The sequence below is a fragment of the Achromobacter xylosoxidans genome (genome assembly GCF_002192695.1).
Lineage (GTDB): Bacteria > Pseudomonadota > Gammaproteobacteria > Burkholderiales > Burkholderiaceae_B > Achromobacter > Achromobacter xylosoxidans_C.
The window spans coordinates 1-19,355 of the sequence record NZ_MTLG01000115.1 but is presented as its reverse complement, the minus strand read 5'-3'; the positions used below and the strand labels follow the sequence as shown (position 1 = coordinate 19,355).

The 19,355-nt window shown below is 66.4% G+C and carries 14 protein-coding genes; 3 read left to right on the top strand and 11 right to left on the bottom strand.

The features are described 5' to 3' along the window. Positions 1 to 2: 2 nt before the first annotated feature. Positions 3 to 1,103, bottom strand: a complete 1,101-nt coding sequence (locus BRO63_RS28685; protein ID WP_088143030.1) for an AI-2E family transporter — start codon at positions 1,101 to 1,103, stop codon at positions 3 to 5. A gap of 151 nt (positions 1,104 to 1,254) precedes the next feature. Further along, positions 1,255 to 2,322 (bottom strand): LysR family transcriptional regulator, encoded by a 1,068-nt coding sequence (locus tag BRO63_RS28680; protein WP_088143029.1) that lies wholly within the window; start codon positions 2,320 to 2,322, stop codon positions 1,255 to 1,257. A gap of 384 nt (positions 2,323 to 2,706) precedes the next feature. On the opposite strand from BRO63_RS28680, the gene BRO63_RS28675 reads away from it, so the two are divergent. The 3 genes from BRO63_RS28675 to BRO63_RS28665 all read left to right on the top strand — a co-directional run bounded on the left by BRO63_RS28675 (position 2,707) and on the right by BRO63_RS28665 (position 8,697). Further along, a complete protein-coding gene (locus tag BRO63_RS28675; protein WP_088143028.1) occupies positions 2,707 to 3,903 on the top strand; it encodes an efflux RND transporter periplasmic adaptor subunit in 1,197 nt (398 codons plus the stop codon). Positions 3,904 to 3,928: 25 nt separating this feature from the next. Next, the gene (locus BRO63_RS28670) at positions 3,929 to 7,144 is read left to right on the top strand and encodes an efflux RND transporter permease subunit (RefSeq protein ID WP_088143027.1); all 3,216 of its coding nucleotides are present in this window, start codon (positions 3,929 to 3,931) and stop codon (positions 7,142 to 7,144) included. A gap of 74 nt (positions 7,145 to 7,218) precedes the next feature. Further along, complete coding sequence (locus tag BRO63_RS28665) at positions 7,219 to 8,697, top strand: efflux transporter outer membrane subunit (protein WP_088143026.1); 1,479 nt, start codon at positions 7,219 to 7,221, stop codon at positions 8,695 to 8,697. Positions 8,698 to 9,127: 430 nt separating this feature from the next. Here the strand turns inward: BRO63_RS28665 and BRO63_RS28660 are convergent, their stop codons facing one another. From BRO63_RS28660 to BRO63_RS28620, 9 genes are all read right to left on the bottom strand, one after another. Then, the gene (locus tag BRO63_RS28660; RefSeq protein ID WP_256943428.1) at positions 9,128 to 11,704 is read right to left on the bottom strand and encodes a sensor domain-containing protein; all 2,577 of its coding nucleotides are present in this window, start codon (positions 11,702 to 11,704) and stop codon (positions 9,128 to 9,130) included. 38 nt (positions 11,705 to 11,742) lie between these two features. After that, on the bottom strand, positions 11,743 to 12,540 hold the full coding sequence (gene siaD, locus BRO63_RS28655) for a biofilm regulation diguanylate cyclase SiaD (protein ID WP_088143024.1): 798 nt from the start codon (positions 12,538 to 12,540) through the stop codon (positions 11,743 to 11,745). Further along, entirely contained in the window at positions 12,537 to 12,914 is a 378-nt protein-coding gene (gene siaC, locus BRO63_RS28650; RefSeq protein WP_088143023.1) for a biofilm regulation phosphoprotein SiaC, read from the bottom strand. The genes siaD and siaC overlap by 4 nt, the downstream gene beginning before the upstream one ends. Positions 12,915 to 12,950: 36 nt before the next feature. Beyond that, positions 12,951 to 13,490 (bottom strand): biofilm regulation protein kinase SiaB, encoded by a 540-nt coding sequence (siaB, locus tag BRO63_RS28645; RefSeq protein WP_088143022.1) that lies wholly within the window; start codon positions 13,488 to 13,490, stop codon positions 12,951 to 12,953. A gap of 23 nt (positions 13,491 to 13,513) precedes the next feature. Beyond that, entirely contained in the window at positions 13,514 to 15,502 is a 1,989-nt protein-coding gene (gene siaA / locus BRO63_RS28640) for a biofilm regulation protein phosphatase SiaA (RefSeq protein WP_218824122.1), read from the bottom strand. Positions 15,503 to 15,810: 308 nt separating this feature from the next. After that, a complete protein-coding gene (locus tag BRO63_RS28635) occupies positions 15,811 to 16,515 on the bottom strand; it encodes an ABC transporter ATP-binding protein (protein ID WP_088143020.1) in 705 nt (234 codons plus the stop codon). Further along, positions 16,515 to 17,282 carry an ABC transporter ATP-binding protein gene (locus tag BRO63_RS28630; protein ID WP_088143019.1) on the bottom strand — a complete coding sequence of 256 codons (768 nt, stop codon included), beginning with the start codon at positions 17,280 to 17,282 and terminating at the stop codon, positions 16,515 to 16,517. The genes BRO63_RS28635 and BRO63_RS28630 overlap by 1 nt, the downstream gene beginning before the upstream one ends. Then, positions 17,279 to 18,244: a branched-chain amino acid ABC transporter permease gene (locus BRO63_RS28625; RefSeq protein WP_088143018.1), complete on the bottom strand. Its 966-nt coding sequence runs from the start codon at positions 18,242 to 18,244 to the stop codon at positions 17,279 to 17,281. The genes BRO63_RS28630 and BRO63_RS28625 overlap by 4 nt, the downstream gene beginning before the upstream one ends. Positions 18,245 to 18,246: 2 nt before the next feature. Beyond that, on the bottom strand, positions 18,247 to 19,167 hold the full coding sequence (locus tag BRO63_RS28620) for a branched-chain amino acid ABC transporter permease (RefSeq protein ID WP_013391329.1): 921 nt from the start codon (positions 19,165 to 19,167) through the stop codon (positions 18,247 to 18,249). Between the last annotated feature and the right edge of the window lie 188 nt (positions 19,168 to 19,355).

Genomic DNA, 19,355 nt, shown 5'->3' with positions numbered 1-19,355 from the left:
ATTCAGGCTGCAGGGGGTTGGGCGGGCGGGTTGATGCGGGCGGCGTCGCGCTCCTGGACTTCATGGTGCACCCATTCGCGCCACACCGCCACCAGCAGGGCCATCAGCACCGGCCCTACGAACAGCCCGACGATGCCCATCGTCTTCACGCCCCCCACCAGGCCGAAGAAGGTCGGCAGGAAAGGCAGCTTGACCGGCCCGCCCACCAGGCGCGGGCGCAGGGTCTTGTCGACGATGAAGAGTTCCACGCTGCCCCAGACCATCAGGGCGATGCCCGCCACCAGATGGCCCGAACCGACCAGATAGAGCGACACCAGCGTGAACGACAGCGGCGCGCCGCCGGGGATCAGCGCCATGAAGCCCGTGACCACGCCCAGCAGCACGGGCGACGGCACGCCCGCCACCCAGTAGGCGATGCCCAGCACCACGCCTTCGCCCAGCGCGATCAGGCCCATGCCGGTGACGGTGGAATTGATGGTGGCCGGCACCACGCGCGAAAAGCGCAGCCAGCGCGCCGGCAGGATGCGTTCGCCCAGCACATCCAGCTGGGCCACCATGCGGATGCCGTCCTTGTAGACGAAGAACAGCGTGATCAACATGAACAGCACGGTCAGCAGCAGCTGGAACACGTTGCCGGTGGCCGCCAGGACCATGCGGTAGATATTGCCCAGGTGTTCGCCGCTGACGGCCTCGACCAGCGCGCCCAGCGCGTGAGGCTGGCCGATATAGGATTCCCAGTACTGGCCCAGGCGCTCGCCCACCACGGGCATGGAGGTGATCCAGTTGGGTACGTCCACGCCATGGCGGTTGGCCGCTATGGCCCAGGCGAAGAAGGTGCTGGCTTCCTTGATGGCGTAAGACAGCGCGAACGACATCGGCACGATCAGCACCACGATCACCACCAGCAGCGCCAACGAGGCGGCCAGCGCGGTGCGGCCGCCGCAACGGGCGACCAGGCGTTGGTACAGAGGCCAGCTGGCCAGGCCGATGATGAGTGCGGCGAGCGCGGGGACCAGGAATCCGCTGAGGAAATACACCCCCGCCAATAGCACAAGCAACAAAAGCCAACGGGCGATCAGGTAAGCGGGTAGTACAGGCTGCATGGAGCGGACCGACAGTAAGGGCGTTGTAGGCTTTGACTGTCGGACTATACAGACGTTTCGTGCAATTCGAGGGACACAAGGCCTGTATTTACTACGGGGTTTCCCGTGGCTCCCAGGGTGGAGGGCGCATCCGCCCTCCACGCCGGACACTTTACAAAGCGTACTCCGCGGCCTCTTCGCGCGCGGTCCGGCGGCGCGGCGGCAGGTATTCCTCCAGCGCCGGCCTGGGCGCGGCAGACGCCACGGCGTTCGCCTGGCCAGCCCCGCGGGCATAAACGCCGCAGCTGGCCGCGGCCGGATCGGTCTCGTCGCGGCCGCTCAGGAGCGGGCAGCTGGCGAACAATTCGGCGGCCCAGTCGGTGAAGGCGCGCACCTTGGGCGACAGTTGCCGGCTTTGCGGATACAACACCGAAATCGCGGTGGGGCTAGGCTTCCATTGCGGCAGCACTTCGATGAGCTCGCCCGATTGCAGGTGCGGCAACGCCATGTAGCGCGGGGTCTGGATCAGGCCGAAGCCCTTGAGCCCGCAGTCCAGGTAGGCGCCGGACTCGTTCACCGACACCACGCCCTTCATTTCCACTTCCTGGTGCTTGCCATCGACCCGGAAGTCCCAGGCGCAATTGCGCCCGGTGCGGCTGGAAAAATAGTGCACGGCGTGATGGTCGCGCAGCTCGTCGATGCTCTGCGGCAGGCCATGGCGCGCCACATAGGTGGGCGAGGCGCAGGTCACGCTCTGCAGGGTGCCGATGCGGCGCGCGACCAGGCTGGAATCCTCCAGCTCGCCCGCGCGTATCACGCAATCCACGGCCTCCTGCACCATGTCCACCGGGCGATCGCCCAGGCCCAGCACCAGCTCCACGTCGGGGTATTTGTCGTGGAAATCACACAATGAGGGAATCAGGATCAGCCGCCCGATGCAGGTAGGCGCGTCGATGCGCAGCCGGCCCTTCAGGCGCAGGGCCGCTTCCTGGAAGCAGGCCTCGGTTTCCTCGACGTCGGCCAGGATGCGCACGCAGTGCTGGTAATAGCCGGCGCCGTCGGGTGTGAGGCCGATGCGGCGCGTGGTGCGGTTGAGCAGGCGCACGCCCAACAGGCGTTCGAGGTTCTGGATGATGGTGGTGACGGTGGTGCGCGGAAGCGAGAGGCTGTCGGCCGCCCGGGTGAAGCTATTGGCGTCCACGACGCGCACAAACACCTGCATAGCCTGAAAACGGTCCATGGCGACGGTGTCCTTTGGGGAAATAGTCGGTGTGGACGGAGCATAACCCGATTTCGACATTGATTAGTCGAATTCAGCGACTAGTGTTGCCGAAACATCAGGGTTTATCCGACCCCCTAAACCGCTCAAAATGCAAACCATCTTGAAGTGCCCTTGCCGCCAGGCGCCATCAAAGGGCATGCCTATCCTCAGATTCCGGCAACTGCAAAGACCCGCCCCGATCAGGCGCCTTTGCCTGGGATGCGCAGCAGTATTGCATGCTGCATCGCAGCATTTTCACCGGATCCTGAGGACAGGCCTGCCCCAGGCCGCCGCAGCCGCCTCCCGCCCCCAGGCTCACCCAGGCAAGCGCGCTTTCGCCCCATCATCTCTCAAGGAAACACCATGGTTTCGCGCAATCGTATTGCTGTGCTCGCCGTCTTTGCAGCTGTCATCGCCGCCGGCGGCGGTTACGCCCTCTTCCGCGCCCCGGCCGGCGCCAACGCCGCCCAGGCGCAGACCGCTCCCGCCGCCACGCCGGTCGAGGTGGCCGAGGTCCTGAACAAGACCATCGTGGACTGGCAGCGCTACTCCGGCCGCCTGGAAGCCATCGACCGCGTCGACATCCGTCCCCTGGTGTCGGGCACCCTTACCGCCGTGCACTTCCAGGACGGCAGCATCGTCAAGAAGGGCGACGTGCTCTTCACCATCGACCCGCGCCCCTATGCCGCCGAGGTCGACCGCGCCGCCGCTGCCCTGACCGCCGCGAAGGCCCGCGCCTCGTACACCGCCAGCGAACTGGCCCGCGGCCAGCGCCTGCTGACCGACAACGCCATCGCCCGCCGCGATTTCGAGGAAAAGCAGAACGCCGCGCGCGAAGCCGCCGCCAATCTGCAAGGCGCCCAGGCCGCGCTGGACTATGCCAAGCTGAACCTCGGCTACACCCGCATCGAAGCCCCGGTGGACGGCCGGGTGTCGCGCGCCGAGGTCACGGTGGGCAACGTGGTGGCGGCTGGCGCCGGCTCCGTGCCGCTGACCCGGCTGGTGTCCGTCTCCAAGATGTACGCCTCGTTCGACGTGGACGAACAAACCTTCCTGCGCTATGTGAACCCCGCCCGCGGCGGCCGTTCCGGCGCCGTGCCGGTGGAGCTGGGCCTGGCCAACGAGGAAGGCTATTCGCGCACCGGCGTCGTGCAGTCCGTGGACAATCGCCTGGACACCACCTCCGGCACGATCCGCGTGCGCGCCGAGTTCGACAACGCCGACGGGCAACTGCTGCCCGGCCTGTACGCCCGCGTCCGCCTGGGCGGCAGCGAACCCCGCCAGGCCGTGCTGATCGACGAAAAAGCCATCGGCACCGACCAGGACAAGCGCTACGTGCTGGTGCTGGATGACAAGAACCATGCCGTCTATCGCCAGATCAAGCTGGGCGCCAACCAGGAAGGCCTGCGCGTGGTCGATTCCGGCCTGGCCGCCGGCGAGCGCATCGTCGTCAACGGCCTGCAGCGCGTGCGTCCCGGCGATGCCGTGACCCCCACCGTCGTCCCCATGGTTGCGGCCCAACGCAACCCGGTCAAGACCGCCTCGGCCACCCTGAACTGAGCCGGCGCGTCTAACGAGAACGTCCATGAATATCTCGAAATTCTTCATCGACCGGCCGATCTTCGCCGGCGTGCTATCGGTCCTGGTGCTGCTGGGGGGCCTGCTGGCCATGTTCCAGCTGCCCATCTCCGAGTATCCGGAAGTGGTGCCGCCGTCCGTGGTCGTGCGCGCTCAGTATCCGGGCGCCAACCCCAAGGTCATCGCCGAAACCGTGGCCTCGCCGCTGGAGGAATCCATCAACGGCGTCGAGGACATGCTGTACATGCAGTCGCAGGCCAACAGCGACGGCAACCTGACCCTGACGGTGAACTTCAAGCTGGGCGTGGACCCGGACAAGGCCCAGCAGTTGGTGCAGAACCGCGTGTCGCAAGCGCTGCCGCGCCTGCCGCCGGACGTGCAGCGCCTGGGCGTGACCACGGCCAAGAGCTCCCCCACGCTGACGCTGGTGGTGCACCTGATCTCGCCCAATGACCGCTACGACATCACCTACCTGCGCAACTACGCCATCCTGAACGTCAAGGACCGCCTGGCCCGCATCACCGGCGTGGGCGAAGTGACGGTATGGGGCTCGGGCAACTATTCCATGCGCGTCTGGCTCGACCCGCAGAAAGTCGCCCAGCGCGGCATGACCGCCAGCGAAGTGGTCGCTGCCATCCGTGAACAGAACGTGCAGGTCGCCGCTGGCGTCATCGGCGCGTCCCCCACGCTGGGCGACGTGCCGCTGCAACTGAACGTGAACGCCCGCGGCCGCCTGCAGACCGAAGAGGAATTCCGCGACATCATCCTGAAGACCTCGCCCGATGGCGCCGTGACGCACCTGTCGGACGTGGCCCGCGTCGAACTGGACGCCCAGGAATACGGCTTGCGCTCGCTGCTGGACAACAAGCAGGCGGTGGGCATGGGCATCATGCAGTCGCCGGGCGCCAACGCCCTGGACGTGTCCAGCCAGGTGCGCGCGGCCATGGCCGACCTGCAGCAGGACTTTCCGCCGGGCGTGGAATACCGCATCGAATACGACCCCACCCAGTTCGTGCGCGCCAGCATCAAGGCCGTGGTGACCACGCTGCTGGAAGCGATCGCCCTGGTGGTGCTGGTGGTGATCCTGTTCCTGCAGACCTGGCGCGCCTCCATCATCCCGCTGCTGGCGGTGCCCGTGTCCATCGTGGGTACCTTCGCCCTGCTGCTGATGTTCGGCTACTCCATCAACGCGCTGTCGCTGTTCGGCATGGTGCTGGCCATCGGCATCGTGGTGGACGACGCCATCGTGGTGGTGGAAAACGTGGAGCGCAACATCGCGGCGGGCTTGAGTCCGCGCGACGCGACCTACCGCGCCATGCGTGAAGTCAGCGGCCCCATCATCGCCATTGCGCTGACGCTGTGCGCGGTGTTCGTGCCGCTGGCCTTCATGACGGGCCTGACCGGCCAGTTCTACAAGCAGTTCGCCATGACCATCGCCATCTCGACGGTGATCTCGGCCTTCAACTCGCTGACCCTGTCGCCCGCGCTGTCGGCCATCCTGCTCAAGAGCCACCACGACAAGCCCGACTGGCTGACCCGTGGCATGAACCGCGTCTTCGGCCGCTTCTTCAACTGGTTCAACAACATGTTCGGTCGCGCGTCCGAATCCTATGGCACTGGCGTGTCCAGCGTGATCCGCCGCAAGGCCGGCGCCATGGGCGTATACGCCGTGCTGGTGGCCGCCACCATCGGCGTCTCCTACCTGGTGCCCGGCGGCTTCGTGCCCGCGCAGGACAAGCAATACCTGATCGCCTTCACGCAGCTGCCCAACGGCGCCTCACTGGACCGCAGCGAAGCGGTGATCCGCCGCATGAGCGAGATCGCCCTGAAGGAGCCTGGCGTGCAGAGCACCATCGCCTTCCCCGGACTGTCGATCAACGGCTTCACCAACAGCTCCAGCGCCGGCATCGTGTTCGTCACGCTCAAGCCCTTTGACGAACGCAAGGGCGCCGCGCTGTCGGGCGACGCCATCGCGGGCTCGCTCAACCAGAAGTTCGCGGCCATCCAGGACTCGTTCATCGCCGTGTTCCCGCCCCCGCCCGTGATGGGCCTGGGCACGCTGGGCGGTTTCAAGTTCCAGATCGAGGACCGCGGCGCCGCCGGCTACGCCGAACTGGAAAAGGCCAAGCAAGCCTTCCTGGCCAAGGCGCGCCAGACGCCCGAGCTCGGCCCGGCCTTCTCCAGCTACGAAATCAACGTGCCGCAGCTGGATGTGGACCTGGACCGCGTCAAGGCCAAGCAACTGGGCGTGCCGGTGACCGAAGTATTCGACACCATGCAGATCTATCTGGGCTCGATGTACGTCAACGACTTCAACCGCTTTGGCCGCGTCTTCCAGGTGCGGGCGCAGGCTGACGCGCAATTCCGCGCCCACGCCGACGACATCCTGCAACTGAAGACCCGCAACGCCGCCGGCGAGATGGTGCCGCTGTCCTCGCTGGTCACGGTCAACCAGACCTTCGGCCCCGAAATGGTGGTGCGCTACAACGGCTACACCGCCGCCGACATCAACGGCGGCCCGGCGCCCGGCTACTCGTCCGACCAGGCGCAAGCCGCGGCCGAACGCGTGGCTGCCGAGACCCTGCCGCGCGGCATGAAGATGGAATGGACCGACCTGACCTACCAGCAGATCCTGGCAGGCAACGCCGGCCTGTGGGTGTTCCCGATCAGCGTGCTGCTGGTGTTCCTGGTGCTGGCCGCCCTGTACGAAAGTCTGACCCTGCCGCTGGCCGTGATCCTGATCGTGCCGATGAGCATCCTGGCCGCGCTGACGGGCGTCTACCTGACCGGCAACGACAACAACATCTTCACGCAGATCGGCTTGATGGTGCTGGTGGGCCTGTCGGCGAAGAACGCGATCCTGATCGTCGAATTCGCCCGCGAACTGGAAATGAACGGCCGCAGCCCACTCGAAGCCGCGATCGAAGCCAGTCGCCTGCGCCTGCGTCCCATCCTGATGACGTCCATCGCATTCATCATGGGCGTGGTGCCGCTGGTGCTGTCCTCGGGCGCAGGCTCTGAAATGCGCCAGGCCATGGGTATTGCCGTGTTCTTCGGCATGCTGGGCGTGACCCTGTTCGGCCTGTTCCTGACCCCCGTGTTCTACGTGCTGCTGCGCACGCTGGGCGGCAAGACGCTGCACTCCGCCGCGCCGCACGAGGCTCCGGTGTGCGTGCCGCACCTGGACCCGAACGCGCCGCCCGCCCCGCAACACCAGGCCTGAGCCGACAAACCAGAGAAGCCTAGACAGCGCCTTCCGCCCCGGCGGCGGAAGGCGCCCACAAGAGAATAGTCATCATGATCAAAAGACTGACCCGCGGTTCCGCCCTGCTTGCCGTCCTGCTCGTGCTGGCCGGCTGCGCGGTGGGCCCCACCTACGAACGGCCTTCGGCCGCGGTGCCCGCGGCCTTCAAGGAAGCCGCCCTGCCCGCTTCCGAAGCCGGCACCTGGAAGACCGCCGAGCCGTCCGAAGACGCCCTGCGCGGCGCCTGGTGGAAAGTGTTCGGCGACGAAGGCTTGAACCAGCTGCAGGAAGAAGCCCAGAAGGCCAACCAGAACCTGCAGGCCGCCGCCGCCCGCCTGACCCAGTCGCGCGCGCTGCAACGCGAAGCCCGCGCCGGCTTCTTCCCCAACCTGGACGCCGCCTTCGGCCCCAACCGCCAGCGCCCCTCGGCCGTCTCGCAAGGCCTGCCCGACGGCACCGCGACCACCCCCGTCACCACCTGGCGCGCGCAAGGCGCCGTGTCCTACGAAGCCGACCTGTTCGGCCGCGTCGCCTCCACCTACGATGCCGCCAGCGCCGACGCCCAGCAAAGCGAAGCCCTGTACCGGTCCGTGCTGCTGGCCCTGCAGGCCGACGTCGCCACCACCTACTTCCTGGTGCGCGAACAGGACGCCGAATCGCAGCTCTACCGCCAGACGGTCAAGCTGCGCACCGACACCCTGCAACTGATCCAGCGCCGCTACGACGCCGGCGACATCAGCGAACTCGACCTGGCCCGCGCCAAGGCCGAACTCGCCAGCGCGCAGTCCGAAGCCCTGGGCATCGACCGCCGCCGCGCCGCGTCCGAACACGCCCTGGCCGTGCTGCTGGGCCGCGCCCCGTCGGACTTCGCCATGCCCGAGCAGCCCATCCAGAAGGTCGCGCTGTCGATCCCGGCCGGCCTGCCCTCGAGCCTGCTGGAGCGCCGCCCCGACATCGCCGCCGCCGAACGCGCCATGGCCGCCGCCAACGCCCGCGTCGGCGCCGCCAAGTCCGCCTTCTTCCCGCGCCTAGATATCACCGGCGCCTTCGGCTACGAGTCCTCGGACCTGGGCAACCTGTTCCAGTGGTCCAGCCGCACCTTCCTCTTGGGCCCGCTGGTCGGCGCCGCGCTGTCCATGCCCATCTTCGACGGCGGCCGCCGCCAGGCCGGCCTGGACCGCGCCCGCGCCGTCTACGAGGAAGACGTGGCGGTCTACCGCCAGACCATCCTGAACGCGTTCCGCGAAGTGGAAGACAACCTGGCCAACCTGCGCATCCTGGCCGACCAGACCAAGGCGCAAGACGCCGCCGTCGACGCCGCCGCCCGCGCCGCCAAGCTCTCGCACACGCAGTACCGCGAAGGCTCCATCAGCTACCTGGACGTGATCGAAGCCGACCGCAGCGTACTGCTGCAGCAACGCGTTGCAGTGCAATTAAGCGGTGAACAAGCGCGCTCGGCCGTAGGCCTGATCCGCGCAATTGGCGGCGGCTGGGAAAACCCGGTGCCGCCGGAAACGGTGGCATCAAAGTAAGAGATAGACACGCCACGGGCATCATCTGGCAGCACGGCACCAGCGACAGCGACAGCAATCGCAATCGCAGTCGCAGTCGCAGTCGCAGTCGCAAGACCAAGCGTAAGCCCCAGATCGGCCGCCCGCGCGGCCGATCTGGGGCGGGCCCCGCAAAATCTTTCGCCACCCCTCACCGGCGGCAAGAACGCCAAGCACACTCCCCGCCCCAGCGCCCGTAAAGATTCAACCAGCCGAGCCAGTCGCTTCGGCGGCCTGGCGTGCGCGGGGCGTCGATAAGCCCGAGGGAATCGGAAGGGAAGGCCGAGGGCCTGGACGACGATGACGAAGGGGTAGTCCGGAGCGAACGCTCCGGACCGCAATCGTTGCCCCGCGCACGCCAGGCCGCCGAAGCGACTGGCGTCTTAAGAACCAGCAACGCACTGCAAGAAAACTAAGGCCGCCCCCGCAGCCACTCCTCAAGATCATCAGCCGGCAACGGCGGCGAAAACAAGAACCCCTGCCCAGCCGCACACCCCTGCTCGATCAAAAACCGCCGCTGCTCTTCGTTCTCGACGCCCTCGGCCACCACTGGCAGACTCAGGCTCTCGCCGATACGAATCACCGCGCTGGTCAACGCCCGAGCCGCGTCATCGCTCTCCAGCCCCTGCACGAAACTGCGATCCAGCTTCAATTCGTCCACGATCAGCCGCCGCAAATGCCCCAGGCTGGAATAACCCGTGCCGAAGTCGTCCATCGACAGCCGCACGCCCAGGCGATGCAGCTCAGCAATGGTCCGCAACGTACCCGCGGTCGCGTCCAGCACCACGCCTTCCGTGATCTCCAGCATCAGATCCGCCGCCGCCAGCCCGAACTCCGCCAACGTCGCCTCGATCATCCGCGGCAGATTCAGGTTGTGGAAATTCGTCGCCGACAGGTTCACCGACACGGAAGGAACCCGCAGGCCCTTGGCCCGCCACACCGCCAACTGCGAACAAGCCTCATGCACCGCCCAGTCGCCCAGGTCCCCGATCAGCCCGCATTCCTCGGCCAGCGGCACGAAGCGCGCCGGTGAAATATCGCCCAAGGTCGGATGACGCCAGCGCGCCAGCGCCTCGACGCCGTACAACTGGCCATTCTTCAGTCCCACCTGCGGTTGATAATGCAGCCGCAACGCCTTGGCCTCCAGCGCATCGCGCAAGGCGGCTTCCAGCGCCAGGCGCTCCTGCGCCTGCCGGTTCATCTCGGCGCTGAAGAAGGAAATGCGATTGCGTCCCGCCGTCTTGGCCTGGTACATCGCCATGTCCGCATGGCGCAGCAGCGTATCCATGTCGCGCCCGTTTTCCGGGAACACGCTGATGCCGATGCTGACCGACGGATTCAGCGTAATGCCGCCCACCGAGAACGGCTGCGCCAGCGCCACCAGCACGTGTTCGGCCGCGGCCGTCAGGCGGCCGTGCTCGAAGTCCGGCATCAGCATCACGAACTCGTCGCCGGACAAGCGGCCCACGATGTCCGTCGCGCGCGCCAGGCGGCGCAGACGCTGCGCCACGTCGCGCAGCAGCGCGTCGCCAATGGGATGGCCCAGCGTGTCGTTGACCTGCTTGAAGCGGTCCAGGTCCAGGAACAATACCGCGACGCGCTTGCGCTCGGGCTCCGCGCGCGCGATCGCCTGTTCCGCCTGCGCCAACAGCAGATTGCGGTTGGGCAGGCCCGTCAGTTCGTCGTAGAACGCCAACTGCCGGATGCGGGCGCGCGCCTCTTCGCGTTCCAGCGCCAGGGCGCAGAGATAGACGCACACATCCACCAGCCGATGGTGGAAATCGTCGGGTAGACGCCGTTCACGGAAATAGAAGCCGAAAGTGCCTATCACCCGGCCGTCGCTCGACTTGATCGGCGAAGACCAGCAGGCCTTCACGTCGTCCGGCAGCGGCAGGTGGCGGTAATCGTCCCACAGCGGATCGGTGGAAATGTCCGGCACGATCACCGGCCGGCCCAGGAAGGCCGACGTGCCGCAAGCGCCCGCCTGCGGCCCGATGGCCACGCCGTCCAGGGCGTCGGCATAGGCTTGCGGCAGGCTGGGCGCGGCCAGCGGCCGCAGCAGACCCGCGTCATCCACGCGCAGCACGCTGGCGGCGACTTCGGGCGCCAGGCGCTCGACCTCGCGGCACACCATGTTCATGACCTCGACCACCGAGGCCTCGTTCACCATGGCCTGCAGCACGCGGCGCTGCAGCACTTCATGCACCTTGGTCGGCGTGATGTCCGTCAAGACGTCCACGATGTTAACCAGCGCGCCGCGTTCGTCGAACACGGAGTTCGCCATCACCGACACCCACAGCGGCCGGCCGGCGCGGTCATAGACCAGCACGTCCTTGTGGTAGCCCTCGCGGCAGGCGATGCGGCGGTCCAATTCTTCGCGCGTGCCGCCGTCCGGCCTGCCGCCGGCCAGCAGTTCGCCCAGTTCCTGGTTCACGGCGTCGCCGCGGGCAAAGCCCAGCATGCGCTGGAAGCCGTCGTTCACGTAGACGATGCGGCCGTCCTTGCCCGACACCGCGACGGCGTTGCCGGTTTCGTTGATACCCAGCAGCAAGAGGCGGACCTCTTCCTGGCGATCGGCGTCGGCGATGGACTTGCGGGAAATGACGGAAATGCGGACCACCTCGCCGGCGTCGTCGGCGATGGGCATGTAGGTGGCTTCGATCCAGACGAAGCCGCCGTCCTTCTTGCGGTAGCGGCAGGTGCCGGTAAAGTGCTTGCCGCCCAACAGCCTGGCCCAGACCTGCTCGCCGCCGACGATGCCCTTGCCCTCGTCCATGCTGTCGCACAGCATGTCGTGGCGCAACGCCAGCGCCTCTTCGCGGGCATGGCCCACCAAGGCGAGAAAGTTCGCGTTGGCGTTCAACAAGGAGCCGGCAGGGTTGAAATCGAACAGCAACAGCGCCCTATCCATGGACGCCAGGTATGTGCCCGGATGCCATGCGGCGCCTTGTGGGCGCTCGTCGGTGACGCCTGGATAAGAATCAAGCATATGGGGCTCCATGCCGGATAACAGCTGGTCCGGTTTCATCAGCGCTTCGGAAACCCGAGTTCGACGCGGTCGCGTCCGTCCTGCTTGGCCAGGTACAAGGCCTGGTCCGCACGGCTGAGCGTTTCAGAGAAGGTTTCCCCCAACTGGTGATATGCCATGCCTATGCTGACCGTCAATCTCAACATGCCATCCCCCACCGTGATCGCCAGGGCGCGCACCGCGCCCACCAGCCTGTCCATCACGCGCTGGGCGTCCTCGGGCTGGGTACTGGGCAACAGCACCAGGAACTCCTCGCCGCCCCAGCGGCCGCACAGATCGTATTCACGCAGGTTCTTGCCCAGCACGCCAGCCAGCTCGACCAGCGCGCGGTCGCCCGTTTCATGGCCATAGCGGTCGTTGACCGACTTGAAGTGATCCACGTCCAGCATCGCCACGATGAAAGTCGAGCCGCCGCGGGACACGCGCAGAACCTCCTGCTTGATCATTTCCATCAAGGCGCGCCGGTTCAGGAGACCGGTCAGGGGATCGCGATTGGAGGTTTCCAGCAAGGCGGAATTCAGGTCCCGCATCATGCTTTGATAGTGGTCCGAGATGCGTGCGATGCGGGTCAGGCGGCGCAACTGCCGGTCAAAACGGTCGCACAGGCCCAACTCGCGCTCATGCGCCATGCTCTGGTAGGCGTCCGACAGCTGGGTCACGCGCTCGATGCGCGCCATCTGCTCGCCGGTATGCCGCCAGAGCGCGCCCAGCGCTTCGCGCAGCGGATGGCCTTCATAGGCGGGATCCGCCAGCAATTCGGCGATGCGCTTGTCGAGCTGGGCGGCGTCGGATTTCATTGGCGGCCGATGACTGAAAATGGAAAGGTGCAGTCTTCCTTGAATTCCTCGGCCAGCTCGCCGACGCGCTCATTGCGCATGTCGTAGAACCAGGTCACGCTGACCTCGCGGCCCTTGCCGTGGGCGGCCTCCAGCAGATCGAAGATGTCCATGACCGACTTGATGCTGCTGGTGTTCAGGTACAGCAGCTCGAGTTCCAGCTTCAGGGGCGCGGCGCTGCTCAGCAGGTAGGCTTCGACCCATTCGATCACGGGACCGAAGAGTTCGAAGGAATTCTCGGGATAGGAGTCGCCGCGCATCGCCAGCACGCCGGCAGCGGTGTCGGCGGTGATGGCGGGCGTGGACTGGGTCCCGGGAATGTTCAGATCTTTCATCAATTGCTCCAAATATGTTCTTGGCCGGGCGCGCCTTCAGATCACGACGCTCAGGCTGAAGAACGCCTGCCCGGGTGTCGCGGCGGGCGTCAGGCTGGCTTCCAGCGGCGCGCCGGCCCGGCGGGCGATATCGATCAGGCCCAGGCCCGCGCCCGAGGCGACGCCCTGGGCGCGCGGCTTGTGCAACTGCGCCTTGTACTCGGCCTTCAGCGCCGCCTTGTCCAGCGCCGCCAGTTCCTGGATGCGGGCAACCAGCGACTGGCCGTCCTCCGCCTTGACCAGATTGCCCGCGGACACCACATAGCGGCTTTCATCGCGGCGGCCGATCACCACGGTGGCCGAGGCGTCCACGTCGTCATGCAGCGCGGCGTACTGGCGGATGTTCTGGATCATCTCGATGTAGACGGAGAAGACATCCATGGCCTCGGCCGGCCGCGCGTGCTCCGCGTTCAGGTAGTTCTTGAGCGCATTGCCGATTTCCTCGATCAGGCTGCGGGAAGTCGGTCCGTTGAAGCACAACAGAGTGCGATTCTGGTTGAACCGTTCGCCCAATGCGTAAAGATCGGAGGCATTCATGGGGGTAAGCGCCCTGATAACGTTTATTCGAAACGAAACGACAGCAAGGTGATGTCATCACGCTGCGGCCGCCCGCCTTGGTACTGTGCCAGCGCCTGGGTAAAGGCGGCCGCCTGTTCGGTTAACGGCCGGCGCGCGTGTGTCTTGAGCATTTCCGCGAACCGCGTATTGCCGAAGCCAAAGCCGTGTTCGCCTCCCGCCTGGTCCAGGAACCCGTCCGTGACCAGGTAGTAGGTCCAGCCCGGCTCCATCCGCAACTCGATGTTTTCGTAGATCTCGGTGCGCTTGTCCCCCAGCGCCCGCTTGCCGCCGGGCACCTCGCGCAGTTCCTCGCCATTGCTTGCGTACAGGCTGATCTTGGCGCCCGCGTACAGCAGCCTGCCGGCTTGGCGGTCAATATATACCAGGGCCGCATCGGTGTTCGTGGCCAGCGCGCGCGGCAATTGCGCGTCCGCAAGCATGGCGCGGATGGCGCTGTCGGTGCGGGTCAGGATGGCGGCCGGATCGGCCGGTCCCGCCTCGGTGATCGCCAGGTCTATGGCCGCGCGGGCCAGCATGGTCATCAGCGCGCCGGGCACGCCGTGGCCGGCGCAATCCATGATGCCCAGCAGGCAATTGGCGCCGTCGGAGCGGAACACGTAGAAGTCGCCGCCGACCACGTCGCGCGGCTTCCACAGCACGAAATGATGCGCGCCCAGGGACTGGGTCAGCTGGCGGTCCGGCAGGATGGCGCGCTGGATCAGGCTGGCGTAGTCGATGGAATCGTCAATTTTCTTGTGCGCGGCGGCCATGGCGCGGTTGGCGTCCTCGAGTTCGGAGGTGCGCTCGCGCACCTTGGTCTCGAGTTCGGCCGTGTGCTGGCGCACCTTGTCCGCCATCACGCCGAAGGCGCGGCTGAGGTCGCCGATCTCGTCCTGGCCGCCCGGCGGCAGGCGCACGTCGTAGCTGCCATCGGCGATGGCCCGCGCCGACTGCTGCAGGCGGCGCAAGGGACGCAGCATCAGGCGTTCGATGGCGTAGCCGAAGCACAGCAGCATGGCCGCGAACAGCACCACCAGGCCAATGGCCGCGGGCCAGAGCCAATCCGTGTCCAGCACCCGCGCGGCGCCCAGGTCCACCACGGTCAACACGTGCCAGTGCAGCTCCGGCATGTAGGCCACGGACACCAGCTGCCGGATGCCGTCCATCTTGACCCAGGCGGATTGCACCGACTGCGGGTCGGTCCGCGCCGCCTTCATGGCCGCGGCCAGCTCGGCGCGCCCTTCGCCGCCGTCCAGCAGATTGAACACCGTGCCGCGGGTGGCGCCGGCGCCGCCCGCGCCCGAGTTGTAGGCGATGAGCGAGGCGTCCATGTGCGCCTGGATCGCGCCTTTCTCGTCGATGATGATGGGCGTGACGCCCGGCTGGCCGCTATTGACGAATTCGCGCAGGAACCCGCCCACGTCCAGGCCGGAGCCGGTCAGGCCGATGACCCGGTCGCCGTCGCGCACCTGGACATTGATCCAGACCTTGGTGGTCTTGAGCTTCAGGTCCGGGTTGACGTTGATGTTGTACTTGGCGGACGAGGCCAGCGTCAGGTAGAACCAGGCGTCGTCGGCAGCGCTTTTGCTCAGCGTGTAGCGCGGCGTCTCGGACAGGGGCTGGTCGTCGTTGAAGTAATAGTTGCCGGAGGCCGCGCTGGCGATGAAGTAGGCACGGCCCAGCAGATCGCGGCGGTAGCCATCGGCCTCGCGGAAGAACAGTTCGCGCGCGGCCGGATCGCCTTCGTGGCGCAGCCAGCGGCGCGTGACCTCGCTATCCGCCAGCCGCAGCGACAGGGCCAGTTCGCGGGATACCGGCGCCAGGATGCGCTGGCGGTTCAATTGCGTGAAGTTGTCGGAGAAAGCGCGCCCGAAGTGCTCCCTGACGCCGTCCAGCACCTGCCAGCCTATCAGGGCGGCCGGCGCCAGCGCGACCAGGCACGCCAGCAACAGCGCCATCAACGATTTTCTGCGCAAACCCCATTTCGCCATGCAAAGTCTTCCTTACTGCCTGATAAGACGTAACGTGCGTGAAGGGGACGCATAAGCGGGCATTCGTTGTGTAACGATGTTTCGCCGCGCGCTTGCCCCGCTTGTTCAGCCATGAGCCTGTTGCGGGCGCGCCCGCGAGGCGCGTCCGGCGCGACAAGTGTAGAGAACAGTGGTTCCAATTGAAACAGGAGCAAACGCTTGTAAGACGCTCGAGTGTCTTAAGTTGCATGGCTGCAATACAAATGTCAATTTATTGCTTTTTATGTCACGACTGACGGCATTTGCCTGTTTGTATTGCAGCTTTCTTGCTACACGCCCAGATAGCGTTCCCAGAGGCCGCGATCGGCGTCCAAGGCCTGGGAGTCTCCGGTCCACACCACCTTGCCGCGTTCCAGGATCACGTGACGGTCGGCCAGGCTGAGCAGCCGCTCGACGTATTTGTCGATGACCAGGATGGTCTGGCCGGCCTGGCGCAAGCGCGCCAGGCAATTCCAGATTTCCTCGCGGATCTTGGGCGCCAGTCCTTCGGTGGCCTCGTCCAGGATCAGGAGCCGCGGATTGGTGACCAGCGCCCGGCCGATGGCCAGCATCTGCTGTTCGCCGCCCGACAGCTGGTTGCCCATGTTGCGGGCGCGCTCCTGCAGGCGGGGAAAGAGTTCGAAGACGCGTTCTGGCGTCCAGGGTTCGCCGATGTCCGGATTGCGGGCGGCGACGAAGGCCGTCAGGTGTTCGCGCACCGTCAGGTTGGGGAAACACTGCCGCCCTTCCGGCACGATGGCCATGCCGACCCGCGCGATGCGGTCCGGACTCCAGCCGCTGATGTCCTGCCCCGCGAACTGGATCTTGCCGCCGCGCAGCGGCAACTGGCCGAACAAGGTGCGCAGCAAGGTGGTCTTGCCCATGCCGTTGCGGCCCAGCAAGGTCACGACCTGGCCGGCGCCGATCTGCAGGTCCACGCCGAACAGCACCTGGCTGGCGCCGTAACCGCTCTTGGCGGATTCGATGGTCAGCATCACACGGTCTCCTCGTCGCCCAGGTAGGCTTGCCGCACTTCCGGGTTGGCGCGGATTTCGTCGGGGGTGCCGGTCGCGATGACGCGGCCGTACACCAGGACCGACAGGCGGTCGGCCAGGCGGAACACGGCCTGCATGTCGTGTTCGACCAGCAGCATGGCGGCGCGGCCCCGCATCGATTCGATCAATTCGGTCAGGCGCACGGTTTCGTCCGGCCCCATGCCCGCCATGGGTTCGTCCAGCAACAACACGGCAGGCCGCGCGGCCAGCGCCAGCGCGAACTCGACCTTGCGCTGTTCGCCGTGCGGCAGGGTACCGGCCGGACGTTCCAGCAGGCTGGCGTCGATGGCGCATTCCCGCGCCAGTTCACGCGCCTGCTCGTACAAGGCCGATTCGGCGGCGCGCGGCTTCCAGAAGCGGAAGCTGCTGCCCGCGTGCGCCTGCACCGCCAGCACCAGGTTGTCCAGCACCGTGGACTGCTTGAAGATATTGGTGATCTGGTACGAGCGCGACAGCCCGGCGGAAACGCGCTGATGGGCGTTCATGCCGGTGACGTCACGTCCGCCCACCTTCAGCGTGCCCGAATCCGCCGCCAGCGTGCCTGACAGCAGATGGATCAGCGTGGACTTGCCCGCGCCGTTGGGGCCGATCAGGGCGTGGATCTCGCCCGGGTTCAGGGACAGCGACACATTGTCGGTGGCGACCAGCGCGCCGAAACGGCGCACCAGTCCCGAAGCCTGCAAGGCCGGCGTTACGGTAGCGTTCATGATCCCACCTTGCCGGATTGGGCGGCAGCGGCACGGCCGCTGAACAAGGGGCCGAACAGCCCGACCAGGCCGCGCGGCGCGCCGAACACCACGCACAGCAACAGCACGCCCAGGGGCAGGTGCCAATACTCGGTCCACAGGCGCAGCACTTCTTCCAGGGTCAGCATGACCACGGCGCCGGCCACGCCGCCATAGCGCAGGCCGATGCCACCCACCAGCACCATGATCAGCAGGTTGGCCGACTGGGTCCAGTGCATCAGGCTGGGCGAGATGAAGAGATTGTGATTGGCCAGCAGCGCGCCGGCCAGGCCGGCCACCGCGCCGCTCAGCGTGAACGCCATCAGCTTGGTGCGATAAACCGGATAGCCCATGGACTCCATGCGCGACTCGTTTTCGCGTATGCCTTGCAGGGCGGTGCCGAAGCGGGAAGCCACCACGCGGCCGAACATCCACATGATCAGCGCGAACAGCGCCAGCACCAGGTAATAGAAGCTGACGTCATTGGCCAGGTCGATGCCCGGCAAGGTCGAATAGCCCGGCAGGTTCAGCCCGTCTTCGCCGCCATACTGGCGCAGCGAGATGAAGATATAGAACAGCATCTGCGCGAAGGCCAGCGTGATCATGATGAAGTACACGCCGCGGGTACGCAGCGAAATCGCCCCCGTGATGCAGGCCAGCACCGCCGCCAGCAGCATCGCCGCCGGCCAGACGATCAGGGCCGACGTCACGCCCGACATGGCCAGGATGCCGACCGCATAGGCGCCCGCGCCGAAGAAGGCCGCGTGCCCCAGCGCCACCATGCCGCCGTAGCCCAGGATCAGGTTCAGGCTGGTCGCGGCCAGCGCGTAGATCAGCACGCGCCGCACGAAGGAAATATAGAAGTCCAGGCCCAGCGCCGGCGCGACCAGGGGGAATACGGCCAACGCGGCCAGCAGGACCACGGTCCAGATCATGGATTTCATGCTCAACCCCGCGCCGGAAACAAGCCGGAGGGCCGGAACACCAGCACTGCCGCCATCAATACATAAATGGCGATGGCGGCCAGCGTCGGACCGACGCTGGAGGCCACGGCCGGAGAAAAGACCTGGCGCAGCAACATGGGCAAGAAGGCCCGCCCCGCCGTGTCCACCATGCCCACCAGCAGCGCCCCGACAAAGGCGCCGCGGATCGATCCGATGCCGCCGATGACGATGCACACCAGCACCAGGATCAGGATTTCTTCACCCATCCCCACCTGCACCGAGGTGATCGGACCGAGCAAGGCGCCGGCCACGGCGGCCAGCATGGCGCCCAGCACGAACACGCCCAGGAACAGCAGCGGCACGCGCACGCCCATCAGGGTGGCCATCTGGCGGTTGGACGCGCCCGCCCGCACCAGCACGCCTGCACGGGTGCGCGTCACGAACCAGTACAGGCCCGCGGCGGCGGCCACGCCGAACACGATGATCATGAGGCGGTAGGCGGGATAGAGCAGATCGGGCAGCAGCCGGACCGGGCCGGACAGCGCGGCCGGCATGTTCAGCATGACGGGGGCCGGGCCCCAGATCATCTTGACCAGGTCGTTGGCGATGAGTATGACGGCGTAGGTGCCCAGCACCTGGGCCAGATGGTCGCGCAGCGCAAGGCGGCGGATCAGCGTCAGTTCCAGCACCACCCCGACGATGCCGGTGGCAACGGCCGCCACCAGGACGGCGGCGGTGAATGAACCTGTGCGCTGCATGGTTTCGGCGGCGACATAAGCGCCGGCCATGTAGAGCGAGCCGTGAGCCAGATTCATGATGTCCATGATGCCGAACACCAGGGTCAGCCCGGCCGCGATCAGAAACAACATCAACCCAAACTGCAGACCGTTCAGCAATTGCTCGACGATCAGCGTAAACGTCATGAAGACTTCCCCCTTGCCGCGAATTGCCGATGGCCTAGCTCGCGGTCAAATCACCAAAGCCAATCTGATTGCGCACCACGCACGGCGCATGCACTGGTGTCACTCCATCCGGATGCCGCGGAGCCGGCTTCGCCGGTCCACAGGCATGCCCCCTTGAGGGGGAAGCGCGCAGCGCTTCGGGGGTGGGC